This window comes from Chitinophaga qingshengii (genome assembly GCF_014529935.1).
Classification (GTDB): Bacteria; Bacteroidota; Bacteroidia; order Chitinophagales; family Chitinophagaceae; genus Chitinophaga; species Chitinophaga qingshengii.
This window is the reverse complement of record NZ_JACVFC010000001.1, coordinates 3655977-3668346: the sequence shown is the minus strand read 5'-3', so window position 1 is coordinate 3668346 and position 12370 is coordinate 3655977. Positions and strand designations below refer to the sequence as shown.

8 protein-coding genes are annotated in these 12370 nt (G+C 48.4%); 1 reads left to right on the top strand and 7 read right to left on the bottom strand.

Going from position 1 to position 12370, the window contains the following annotated elements; translation table 11 throughout:
• Window positions 1–177: 177 nt before the first annotated feature.
• From ICL07_RS14305 to ICL07_RS14275, 7 genes are all read right to left on the bottom strand, one after another.
• Window positions 178–2637: a glycoside hydrolase family 31 protein gene (locus tag ICL07_RS14305; protein WP_188088570.1), complete on the bottom strand. Its 2460-nt coding sequence runs from the start codon at window positions 2635–2637 to the stop codon at window positions 178–180.
• Window positions 2638–2777: 140 nt separating this feature from the next.
• Window positions 2778–4331, bottom strand: a complete 1554-nt coding sequence (locus tag ICL07_RS14300; RefSeq protein ID WP_188088569.1) for a RagB/SusD family nutrient uptake outer membrane protein — start codon at window positions 4329–4331, stop codon at window positions 2778–2780.
• A 24-nt stretch (window positions 4332–4355) separates the two neighbouring features.
• Window positions 4356–7310: a SusC/RagA family TonB-linked outer membrane protein gene (locus ICL07_RS14295; protein WP_246485024.1), complete on the bottom strand. Its 2955-nt coding sequence runs from the start codon at window positions 7308–7310 to the stop codon at window positions 4356–4358.
• Between the two features lie 365 nt (window positions 7311–7675).
• Window positions 7676–9277, bottom strand: a complete 1602-nt coding sequence (locus ICL07_RS14290; RefSeq protein WP_188088568.1) for a DUF6377 domain-containing protein — start codon at window positions 9275–9277, stop codon at window positions 7676–7678.
• A gap of 63 nt (window positions 9278–9340) precedes the next feature.
• On the bottom strand, window positions 9341–9799 hold the full coding sequence (locus ICL07_RS14285; RefSeq protein WP_188088567.1) for a copper resistance protein NlpE: 459 nt from the start codon (window positions 9797–9799) through the stop codon (window positions 9341–9343).
• A gap of 60 nt (window positions 9800–9859) precedes the next feature.
• A complete protein-coding gene (locus ICL07_RS14280; RefSeq protein ID WP_246485023.1) occupies window positions 9860–11008 on the bottom strand; it encodes an esterase-like activity of phytase family protein in 1149 nt (382 codons plus the stop codon).
• Between the two features lie 83 nt (window positions 11009–11091).
• Window positions 11092–11244: a lmo0937 family membrane protein gene (locus ICL07_RS14275; protein WP_188088566.1), complete on the bottom strand. Its 153-nt coding sequence runs from the start codon at window positions 11242–11244 to the stop codon at window positions 11092–11094.
• A gap of 255 nt (window positions 11245–11499) precedes the next feature.
• On the opposite strand from ICL07_RS14275, the gene ICL07_RS14270 reads away from it, so the two are divergent.
• A complete protein-coding gene (locus ICL07_RS14270; protein WP_188088565.1) occupies window positions 11500–11961 on the top strand; it encodes a ferritin-like domain-containing protein in 462 nt (153 codons plus the stop codon).
• Window positions 11962–12370: the final 409 nt, after the last annotated feature.

Here is a 12370-nt window from a genome sequence, read left to right as displayed (position 1 = left end):
CAAAGCACGCAAAGGTGTTTTGTTATGTTTAAATAAGAAAGCAAAGGAGCGAAGATCATTTGATCTTCGCTCCTTTGCTTTCTTATATTCGCTTATATCATTTTTGCGCGCTTTGCTGCTTTGCGCCTTCGCGTGAAAAAAAGGCCCCCTGGAAAATCCAGGGGTGCCGTTCTTTTCTTATAAACCCACGTTAAGAAGCTCGTTACTGTTGGCAAAGGTGGCCACTTGTACCGGACAGCTTTCAGCCGGTATAAATGATCCCTGTGGATCAAACCGGGATATGGGTGATAAAAAAGAAAAAGGGTGAACGTCAACCGAAACGGCGTTACCGTTGACGGTTACACGCTGTTGGTTGTCGAACCCATGCAATACCAGTTGAATGTGATGAAACTCACTGGAGTAGCTACCCCGTGGCTTTTGCAGCGTCAGCAGGCGCTGTGCCGGGTCGTAGGTGATGGCTCTTTCATAAAAATCACCTTTTTCGTACGCGAAACTTTCACCATCATCTTCATAGTATACGAAGGTGTTAGGCTGACTACCTTTGTAGAGGTGAAGGAAAAGCGTGTCGACCGGTTTGTCGCGGGTAGACTGTACCTGTGATTGCATGGGAACAATGCTGCTTTCTTTTACATATACCGGTAAGGTTTTGATGTTGAGGGAAGTGATGGTGTCTTGTCCGCCGGTGGTAACGGCATCTGTATAGAGGTTGTACCATTTTCCCTGCGGGAAATAAATGCTGCCAAATTCTTTGCTGCTCTCGAAAGGAGCGACCATATACGCGTCGCCAAACTGATACTGGTTTTGAAAACGGGTATCGTAAACGGGAGCATCGAACGTATTTTGCAGCGCCAATGTGCGCATAACAGGAACGCCTGTACGGGAAGCGGTATACATCGTGCTGTACAGGTAGGGCAACAGCCGGTAGCGCAGATTGATATAATTGCGGGTAATTTCCAGGGTTTCTTCGCCGAAAGCCCATGGCTCGGCTGATTTGGTATTAACGCCGGTATGGTTTCTAAAGTAGGGAATGAAGGCGCCTATCTGCATCCATCTGGTGTAGAGACTTACCGACGGGTTGCCGGTGAATCCGCCTACGTCCATACCGGTGAAAGGAAAACCGCTAACGCCCAGGCTGTTCAGTAGCCGTACGCCCAGCAGCATATGGTCTTCTTCGGCGCGATTGTCGCCGGTCCATAAGGCACTGTAGCGCTGGCTGCCGGCATACGCGGCCCTTGTTAGCAGGAAGGGCCGTTTTTGCAGGGATTCTCGGGCGCCTTCGTAGCTGGCCCTTACCATCTCCAAACCATAAATGTTGTGGGCCTGCAAATGTGTAGTAGGCTGACCTTCGTAGTTAAAGATCACATTATTGGGCATTTTCTGGCCCCAGGTGGCAATTTCATTCATATCGTTCCAGATGCCGCTGACACCGTCACGGATATACGATTTTACCTGGCCCTTCCACCAGTTACGGCCTTTCTCGCTGGTGAAGTCCGGAAAATGGCACCAGCCGGGCCATACCTGCCCGGTATAGTTCTGACCATCGGCATATTTCAGGAAGATGTTTTCCTTTTTGCCACTTTCATAAGCATGATAACCATCTTCCACTTTAATGCCCGGATCTACGATAACGGTTATACGAAAACCCATGTCTTTCAGTCGGCTGGTGAGTTGTGCCGGGTCCGGAAAACGTTCCTTGTTCCAGGTAAATAACTTATAGGCATCCATGTAATGGATGTCGAGGGTGATACCATCTGCCGGAATTTTTTTCTCACGCAGGGTTTGTGCGATCCGGTATACTTCGGTGTCAGGGTAATAGCTGTAGCGGTTCTGCTGGTAGCCCAGGCTCCATAGGGGCGGCATCGGCATACGGCCGGTGAGGCCGGTATAAGACCGGATAATATCTGTTATCTGCGGATGATAGATGAAATAATAGTTCATCTCCCCGCCTCTGGCGCCGAAAGAGGAAAAACGATTGTTGCTGGCGCCGAAGTTAAAGTCGCTCTGGTAGCTGTTATCGAAAAAGATACCATAGTTGGTCCGGTGATGGATACCGATATAAAAAGGGATGGTAGCATAAATGGGATCGCGATTGGTAGCGTAACCAAACACATCGGAATTCCAGTTCGTATAGCCCTCCCCTTTACGATCCAGGTTGCCGGTTTTTTCACCCAACCCGATAAACCGCTCGTTGTCCTGCATCTTTTTATAGGTCGTTACTTCATCGCCGATCCAGGAGGTACCGAGGCCTGGTTCATCCTCGCTGATCACATCGCCCGAAGGGCTAAAAAAACTAACAGCAAAAGGGCTTTTTTGTATGCGCACTTTTAAAGAATCTGTGATGATGCTGATCTCGCTGTTGTTTTGTGTAATCTCCGCCTTGGTGGGCAAAGGTTTGGCGATAACGGCGTAAGAGAAGTCTGCAGGCAACGGATGTTTATCTATCCGCACCCGGACAACCGACGGACTGTAAACCGTAATTTCTGCGAAGGCATTATTGGTTTTTATTTTTACCTGTTGGCCGGAGATGCTGACGTTATTTACATTTCCTACCGGCACTACCTGTGTTTGCGCCATCAAGGGGAGTCGTATCAGCAGGAGTAACAATAGAAAAAAGGCCGGCAGTGGAACTTTGTTCATAATAGGATGGTTTGGTGAAAAAAATCCTCTCCCGGGCGCCTGGTCAAGCCAGGCACCGTAGCGGGTAACAGATAAAAAACCAGAGGATTAACCGGGAACAGTGCGCTTACGGTACTGTTCCCGGCAGGAAGAAATATAATTTAGTAACCCGGGTTTTGTACCAGGTTTGTATTAACAGCCAAATCGCTGGTAGGAATTGGGAACAGCAGGTTCCTCGGGTTATCATTCGGCTTCAGCTGCCATGGTTGCAGGAATTTACCAAAGCGAATCAAGTCCTGTCTTCTCCAGCCTTCCCAGTAGAGCTCACGGCCTCTTTCATCCAGAAGGGCGTTGAGGTCCAGTGTGCCCAGGGTTGTTGCGCCGCGTGCTGTCCGGATACCATTTACCAATGACAGCGCACTACCGGCGTCGCCTGTACGAAGTAATGCTTCCGCTTTCATCAGCAGCACATCGGCATAACGGAAGAAAACATAGTCATTGCTGGCTTCATTGTTTTCTGTAGATTTTTTGGAAGTATAGAAGTCCGGTGGATATTTAATTACACGGATACCGGTTACTTCCAGGGTGGCCTTATTGGTTTCCTTGAGCTGTACTTCAGGCGTAAAGATGAGCGGGTTGCCATTACGGTCTTTCAGTGCATTATGATGCGCATCGTATTGCTGGCCAATCAGGAAGCCCACCAGCAGGCCACTGGTGTCGGTTACCCCGGTATAAGCGCCGCCTCTTCTTCTGTCGGAGGCTTCAAATTTATTGTAGAAATCAGATAAGGTAGTGAATCCGTTCCAGCCGCTGGGTGTTTGGTTGTAATGCAGGGTGAACTTCCAGCGACCGTAGGTGGCGTTGCCATTGCGTACGGTGCTGAGGCCGGGGCCATTTTGCTGGGTGAAGATGTTTTCGGTGGATTTCACATCGTTGTCACGTGCGAAGTTATCGAAGTAATCGGTGGCCAGGCTGTAGGCGCCGGTACCTTTGATCTGATCGGCGAGGGTAATGACCTTTTGCATATCGGCGGCGTCGAAGGTAGGTGCGGCTCTGTTGAGGAATGCGCCTTTGTTGAGGTAACATTTCATCAGCAGAAAGCGGGCGGCGTCCTGGTTGGCTACATAAGCAGCAGTAGCAGGGCGGGCCCCCAGATCGGGCATGATAGCGGTCAGCTCCGCGATGATATAATCCAATGCTTCATTGGCCTTCATTACCCTGGGTTTGTTCAGCAGGGTATCTGTAGGGTTTCTGAAGGGTACCTGGCCCCAGAGGTCCAGTACGGTGAACATGGAGAAGGCGCGCAGGAAACGGGCTTGTGCTGCTTCATTGTTGCTGGGTTTGAAGTTGAGCACGTTGGTAGCGCTGAACTGCAGGGTCAGCAGGTTGGTAAACGTTGCCTGGATATGCGCGTGGTCGGCGTTCCAGCTGTGTTCGTGCAGTGAGCGCCATACACCGTTATCGTCCCAGTCACCGGCGCGGGTGGGCCCGAGGGTTTCATCGGTTGACATCTGGGAGAGCCCCCAGCTGTTACTAAACTCCTGGTAGGGAAGCTGGAGGTTGTCGTACGCACCTCTTAACAGCAATGGTACGGTGATCACGGAGTCGGCGTCTTTCCTCGTCAGGGTGGAGCCGAGTTGCTCATTCAGTCCGCAGGACTGAAGGCCTGCAATGGCAGCAATGATGATAGCGGATCGGAAAATATGTTTGGTCATGATAATAGTTTTTAGGTGAATGGTTTAGAGCGAAAAGGTGATGCCGAGCATTACCGTTCTGGCGGTTGGATACGGACCGTATTCAATGCCGAAGGAAGTCACACCATTCACGTTTTTATCGGTATTCACTTCCGGGTCGAAGCCGCTGTATTTGGTGATTACGAACAGGTTCTGACCGGTAGCATATACCGCTGCATTTTTCAGGACCCGGCCTACATTACCGAGGTTGTAGGTCAGCGTAACGTTATCCAGTTTGAAGAAGTTGCCTTTTTCAAGATAACGGGAAGACACGGTGATAGGATTGGACAGTGCTTCTCCGTTGCCCAGCAATGCTTTGGCAATATTGCGGGAGCCGAGGTTGCCAATTGGTAACACAGTGTTGGCGGTGTTGTTGTATATCTCGTGTCCGAATGCACCGTGACCGCTGGCGGTGAGGACCCATTTTTTGTAGATCAGTTCTGTGTTGATGCCCAGCAGTACTTTAGGGTTCGGGTTGGTGAGATAATACAGGGTATTGCCGTTATCGGTATAGATGCCCTGACCTTTATCATCGAAACCTTCAAACTTGCGTACGTAGAAGGTATTCAGGGGGTAGCCGTTGGCCAGTCGTTGTGCGGTGGCGCCGGAAACACCCTGGCCGTTGATAGCGCCGGTCAGTACCGGAGGACCGCTATAGTTTTTCAGTTCATTATGCAGGGCGGTACCATTCACGCCCAATGTCCAAGTGAAATCTTTTTTACGGATGATATCTCCTTTCAGCGATACTTCCACCCCGTTGTTGATCACGTTGCCCGGCAGGTTGATCCAGTAGGTAGATGCCGGAGCTGGTTGGATAGCGGGGAAGTTGAACAGCAGGTGATTGGTGTTTTTATAGAAGTAATCCACACTACCGTAGATGCGGTTGTTGACGAAGCCGAAGTCCAAACCGGCGTTGAACTGTTTGGACGTTTCCCATTTCAGGTCGGGGTTAGCCACATTGGTGAGGGCCGCTGATCCGGAGGCTCCCAGTCCGTATTGTTCCTGTGCAGCACCGGCGGGGAATTCCTGGTTACCGGTAACGCCATAGCCTACTCTCAGTGCCAGGTTGCTGATGGATTTATTGTTTTTCAGGAACTCTTCGCCGGTGAGGTTCCATTTGGCGGCGAAAGACGGGAAGTAACCGTATTTGTTGTTGGAGCCGAATTTACTGGAACCGTCGGCCCTCAGGGTACCGGTGATGATATATTTATCATACAGGTTAAAGGTCGCTCTTCCGAAGAAAGACTGCAGCTCGGAAGTGGGATTCCGGAAGGAGCTGATGTTGGTATTCACCTGGGTGGGCGCCTGAAGGATGTCTGTATATTTTACGGCATAAGTCGGGAAACCACTGGCGCCGAGTCCCATACCGAAGTAATCGAATTTCTGGTATTCATGACCTACTACAGCGTTGAGGTTGAAGGCGGATGTCAGTTGTTTGTTGAAGCTCAGGGTGTTGGTGAGTTGTTGGGTGTTTAGTTCCACATTGCCGTAATAGGCTTGGCCCTGTTTCATCACCCCGGGGATATTGATAAAAGAAGCGACCTGTGATTCCCTTTTACCTACCTGGTGGTTGATACTATAAAGAGCGCGGTATTCCCAATTATCATTGAATTTATAGTAAGGTGAGATGCTGGCGAGCACATAGGTGATGTTCACTTTATCGTCGTAGGCTTCAGACATTGCTGCCGGGTTTACGGAGCTGCCTTCACCGAGGATATTAAAGGAGCCGTCAGCTTTCCGGATAGGCATGGTCGGGTTCCATTGGAGGGCCATGCTGATGAGGCTACCGGTGAAGCCCGCATCGTTGGTAATAGGAGCCAGCTGTTCGCTGGTTTGTGCCACCATGACATTATAATCGATGCCCAGTTTTCTGCTTTCCAGGAATTTACTCTGTCCGTTGAGGGTAGCGGTGTATTTTTTCAGGCCGGATTTTTTAATGATCCCTTCCTGGTCCTGTACGCCGAAGGCTGCCCTGTACCGGCTGGTTTCATTTCCGCCGCTCATGGCTACGTTGAGGTTATGGGTGATACCAGTACGGAGGATGGAATTCATGCCGTTGGAGCTGCTGCCATAATCGCCGCCGGACAGGTTATAGGTTTTGAGGGCGGAGCGGTATTCATCGGCATCGAGCACTTTGAGTTGTTTCATAATGTTGCTGGCGCCTACGGAATAGTTGACATCCAGACGGGTAGCACCGGGTGTACCTTTTTTGGTGGTAATAATGATAACGCCGTTGGCGCCACGGGAACCATAGATGGCGGTAGCAGAGGCGTCTTTCAGCACGTCCATGGAAGCTACGTCGTTGGAATTGATGAAGTTGAGCGGGTTGGCATCCGGTGTTTGTCCGAGGCCGCTGACATTGATAGCCGGACGGGCCACACGGCCATCAAGGGGAACTCCGTCTATCACGTACAGGGGCTGGTTGCCGGACCTTACAGAAGACACGCCCCTGATACGCACCGTGGCGGAAGCGCCGGGAGCGCCGCTGTTATTGAGCACCATCAGGCCGGATACTTTACCCTGTATCAATTGATCAGGGGCGGTGGAAATACCGCGGTTAAATTCGGCGGCTTTCACCTGCGCAATGGCGCCGGTAATATCTTTTTTTCGCGTGGTACCGTAACCTACCACCACTACATCGGTCAGCGTGGTATTTTCGGCGACCAGCTTTACGTCGACATGGGTTTTGTTGGCAATGCTGACTTCCTGGGCGGTTTGGCCGATAAAGGAAATGATCAGCGCGTTGGCGCCAGGGCCAACAGATACTTTAAAGTTACCCTCGGGATCGGTGGTGGTGCCGGTATGTGTGCCTTTAATCTGCACGGAGGCACCGGGAATAGGAGCGCCTTTGTCATCTGTTACCTTACCTGTCACGGTCCTGTTCTGGGCCATGAGCAAACCCTGTATCAACATGAAACAGGTGCACAGGAGGAGATGCCTGAAAAGTCGTGTTTTCATCATAATGTGGATTTTTGAGCAGTGAATGAACTGTTCTGTTTACCGTGGATTTAAATACTTACAATTGGTTGCTGAAATGTAGAGGTAGACCCGACATACCGGACAACGTGGACTTATAAATAAACTGATTTACGTGGGCGGCAAATGATGCCTGGATTTATTGGCTTTTAAATTCAGATTTTTGGTTTACGCTTCTTTTTTGTCAAAGTAAGAGAGCAATGTTCAGGTGAACAACTTATACAAGGTAAATATAGAAAATAAAGGGCTATTTTGAGTATCATATGAATATATCTTTTTGAAATACAAACCATTACAAACAAATATATTTTTTACATATATCGACGGTATCAACCCGTTTTATCCATTTTTTAAAGGGCTTTAATGGTCATAATCCGGTTTTCAAACTCTTCATTCGGCACTAAAGAACGTTTTTTGATTTTGGTTTTATAGGCATAAATCGTGTTCACCGAATATTCGAGAATACGGGCGATTTTTTCATTATCAGTGATGCCTATACGAATGAGGGCAAAAATCCGGATATCAGTATTTAATAATTCATTTTCCCGGAGTACGATCCGGTTGCCTGGTTCAAACAATGCATTAAATTCTTCCACAAAATGAGGGAAGATTTTCAAAAACACTTTATCAAAATGGGAGAAAAGGTCTTCCCTCTCCTGCCGGATATTGATGTTATTTACTACGTATTTTAGTTCATTCAGTTTGTTTTCGGTTAATTTCTGCTCAAGGGTCTGTTTCAGTTTTTCAATTTTGCTGATATAGTTGACATTGATATTAAAACAGTAACCAACATATTCTTCCTTTATTTTATTGGCTTCCAGCAGTTGGTTATTGATTTCCTGTTGCTGGAGATGAGCGGCGGTAATGATCTCCTGTGCTACCTTGAGCTTACGTACCTGCCGGGTAACAGTGACGGCCAGGATAACGACTGCTATCAGCAGCAGCGTAACAATGGAAGCATAGATCAGCAATGATTTGGTTCTTTCTTCTGCGGTATTGACCCGTTCCTTTTCAATGATGGGTAAAATACTACTAACCTGCACCTTGCGCTGACGGGCGCCATAAAATACAGCCTCCGAAACGGCCTTTTCAATAAAGTGGGAAGCATTTTTAATGTCTCCTTTTTCAAAAAGCAGGGTGGCCAGGGTATACATAGCCATGGTTTCTTTGGTGGAGGACTTAATATCTGCAATCGCAGAGCGGTACATCAGTTCGATAGCGGTATCGGTCTGGTGTGCATGCAGGTATATATAGCCCAGCGTGCAGGCGGCAACCGCCAGTTGCCGGTAGTTAAGTCCGGGCTGGTTCAGGTTGGGGTAACTATTGCGGGCGGCGGCGAGGTCTCCCATTTTATAGTACTGTAGCCCTTTATTGTATTGGTATTCAAATGATGATGGCGGGAGCAGGTGCAGGGCGGAATCCATATACCGGCTGCCCTGATGGATATAGATGGGGGAATAATACCGGTCCTGGTTATAATCGGCCAGGTCGTAGTAGAACCGGCTTTTCATCAGGTAGTATTGTACGCGGATGCTGTCGGGCATACCGGTTACATCCAGATTGCTGAGGAAAGAAGCCGTTTCGGTAAACATACCGGAAGAGAGCAGGATAAAGCCGATCCTGGTGCGGGCATAGGTAAGCCGTGAGGGATCCTGCATATCTTCGGCCAGTTTCTCCATAAGCCGCGCATATACAAAGGCGGAATCGAAATTAAAGACTTTGTACTGCTCGTACAGCAGCTGATAAACCTGGTAGCGGGCGCCCGGATTGGCGCCGGCAGCGGCAAGGGTACGTTTAATACTGTCTATGCCTTTCATCTTCAGGGCATCATAGACAGGAGCATTTTCGATGCTGCGGTTTAACTCCTTTAGCAAACTGTCCTGTGGAGATTTCCCAAACACATACATCTGCAACATCAACAAAGCCATCAGGCAGCCTAAGATACGCGTCATAAATTTTGGAATGATAAAGTCACTGGTCTTGGCTCAATTTAAGCGACTTTTTTGACATATTGGTCATTCCGCGACGCGCTTGAGACTGTAGTCGAGGGAGGTGGGAACATCCTGCCGGTCTTTGTCCAGCTGACGGAGTATATCCCCTGCTTTTCTGTAAAAACGTTGCAGGTTCCGGTCTTTATCAGGATTGAGTTGTATGATTTCGGCGTCTTTATCTTCCGCATCGCCGTGTAACACGGTATAATTGCCTTCGCTGTTAAAGATCTGGTCTTTTCCGGCCACTCCCAGATAGGTTTCTTTTAGTTTAAACAACTGTTCTCCATCGGGTCCGTGTTCTTCGAGGCTCAGGGAGGTGAGTATACCGCTGCAGTCGGCGCAGGGTAAAGTACCGGTATAGGTTACCCAGGTAGGGCTGCCGGATGTGGTGGCTGTGCTGTCTATATGTCCGGTTTGCTGGCCGGAGCGTAAATGCTGACAGGCAAAAAGGGCCATGGCAGACAGTAACAGGAGGTATTTCATAACGATGAATGGTTTTTCCCGTATAACAACCAGGCCCGGCATTTAGTTAATGCCTGTAGGTCAGGGAATCAACTCAAAGACAAAAAACTGGCTTTCTTCTGCGGCGGAGAAGTTATTGTCCGCCACAAACACCAGGCTTTGATGGCCATTGGGCAATACGGGCCCGAAAGTTACCCCTTCAATGTTATCGATATATTTCCCCAGGGAAGCAAAGTCAAAAAGTAAAGATTTGGTAACGGTCTTTATACCGGTGGCGGTTTTCAGGGAATTGACCCCGCTGATATCCGTCGCATGGTGCAGGTCCACCAGGAAAACCTTGATGGTGCAGTCTTTTACACCTGTAGAGAACGATCGTTCTATTGCCAGCAGCTGGTGGTCGGATAATACCAGGATATCGGAGATGCCATTTACTTTGAATGCATTGGCCGGTTTGGGGGGAAAGGCTACCGGTTCCAGCCGGTAAGCATATTGTGCTATCGGTTGCAGGTTGCGGTTATCATATTTAATAACGCGGGTGAGTGCGGTGGTATCGCCTACGTCTGCCCGGGGACCGTCTTCATAACGGGGTTCTTCCAGGCTGACAAAAGTATACCGGTAGTCGGGCGTGAAACCGAGTCCTTCGAAAGCGCCGTTGCGGCGGGGACCATTATCCGTGGCCTGCATCCGGAACTGGGATGGCAGGGCAAAGGAATCGCGGTAATGCCCATCCAGGGATATCTCGTATACACCAGGATTGGTGAGGATGGTATCTTTTGTATTAACGATACGTTCGCCTTCGCTGCTCCAAACAAGACAGTTCTTTTTAGCATTGTACCGCAGCGCTTCCGGGTCTGGCGTCAGGGCCGGATTTACTTTAGCGCCGGGATAAGGATTCCCGTTTTGCCGGAGCAGGGTGGTCATACCAGTAAACCGAACGCTGTCAAATGACTGGCCGGAGAAATATAGTTTGGCAGTATAAAACCGTGCTGGCGCCAGTTCCGAGCGATCGTCGCAGATCAGATAGTATTGTTGCCGGCTGGCGTCGTAATCGATGCCGGAAAGACCGCCGGTAACGGCGCCCATGAAGGGCATATTATGCGGAATGATTTGCTCGCCGATGAAACGGAGCTTGCCAAAGCTGGTAGTGGCAGTACGGGTGGTAGGGTGCGTGCTGGCGCAACTGGTAACAATAGCCATTAAGATGGCTGGCAAAAACCGGAATAATTTCATGGCGGCAATTTAAAACAATTAGGAGTTACGAATTACGAATGAAATAATATTTCGTTCATTCGTAATTCGTAACTCGTAAATGATTATACTGCTCTCCCTCTGATGATATTAATGAGAATAGCTATAATAGCGAGTACCAGCAAGGCGTGGATGAGGGCGCCGGCGGAATAAACAAAGAATCCCAATATCCATCCGATTATAAGTATAACGGCGATTAAATATAACAGGTTGTTCATGTCTTAAGGATTTGGTTCATCTATCTTCCTAAAAAATACATGCCAACGCTTATAAACCCTTTATATACAATATATAGCAAACCAGTATGAGGCGGGAAAGGTGTGGAATCGCTTCCACCATACGGCGAAAAAAACGGACGGACACCAGCATGACGGATTACTGAAGTCGCTGGTAATAAGGGGTATGCGAAATGGTCGCATTTTTGGGTCCTTTGTTCACTGATACTATTCTTTAATCCTAAAATTTACCGGATTATGCAACAACAAGAAGTACTCGCCGAAGTAATCAGCGACCTCGTCAAAATCAATAATGACAGGGTCGAGGGATATCAACAGGCTATAGATGCTACTGATGACATAGATTTGAAGGCCTTGTTCCAACGGATGATCGATGACAGCCGTCGTTATGCTTCCCAGTTGTACGATGAGTTGGTGGCATTGGGCGAGCAAAGGCACTTCGGCACTACCGCTGCCGGCAAATTATACCGTGCCTGGATGGAGGTGAAAACAGTTTTTACAGGCCATGACCGGCACGCCATCCTGTCTTTTTGTGAATATGGGGAAGACGCGGCGCAAAGCGCTTACAGCGCCGCCTTGAAAGTAAATGTCACTATGCCTTATCGCATTCGGGAGTTGATTGCAGATCAACAGAAAGCGTTACGAAATGACCATGATATCATTAAGACCTATAGGGATATGCAGAAGGTAGTGTATTAAACATTTTTGTGCAACGAAATGACTATTGTTCATTTTGTTCAAACTGAAGCTAAATACGGTTGTTCAGGAATAGCTATTTACATTTGGATAGCGGTATTCCAATCATACTTATTTTTATAAGTAATATGGCAACTACGGGATTTTTCGGTACAAGGCTGCTTCTTCATTTTGAAGCAGCCTTTTTTATGTCTGCCGGTGATTTGAACGATCTGCCGGACAATATAACTAACCGGTTAAAACCGGGTGTTTTTGTTCATCGTTGAGAAAATCTGTTCATTTTATTCATTTTCTTTCTGCTGATTTTTGATATACCTGCTCAGCTTATCTTTAAGGGGATTGAGAGAAGTTATACCCTTTGTAATATTGCTTTTAACCAGCTATGAAAAACAATAAAGGTGGCCATCAGTGC

Bases quoted from the DNA above. Each gene is read 5' to 3' on its own strand.
- ICL07_RS14285 (WP_188088567.1), bottom strand. From the start codon at position 9,799: ATGAAATACCTCCTGTTACTGTCTGCCATGGCCCTTTTTGCCTGTCAG.
- ICL07_RS14290 (WP_188088568.1), bottom strand. From the start codon at position 9,277: ATGACGCGTATCTTAGGCTGCCTGATGGCTTTGTTGATGTTGCAGATG.
- ICL07_RS14275 (WP_188088566.1), bottom strand. From the start codon at position 11,244: ATGAACAACCTGTTATATTTAATCGCCGTTATACTTATAATCGGATGG.
- ICL07_RS14305 (WP_188088570.1), bottom strand. From the start codon at position 2,637: ATGAACAAAGTTCCACTGCCGGCCTTTTTTCTATTGTTACTCCTGCTG.
- ICL07_RS14300 (WP_188088569.1), bottom strand. From the start codon at position 4,331: ATGACCAAACATATTTTCCGATCCGCTATCATCATTGCTGCCATTGCA.
- ICL07_RS14295 (WP_246485024.1), bottom strand. From the start codon at position 7,310: ATGATGAAAACACGACTTTTCAGGCATCTCCTCCTGTGCACCTGTTTC.
- ICL07_RS14270 (WP_188088565.1), top strand. From the start codon at position 11,500: ATGCAACAACAAGAAGTACTCGCCGAAGTAATCAGCGACCTCGTCAAA.
- ICL07_RS14280 (WP_246485023.1), bottom strand. From the start codon at position 11,008: ATGAAATTATTCCGGTTTTTGCCAGCCATCTTAATGGCTATTGTTACC.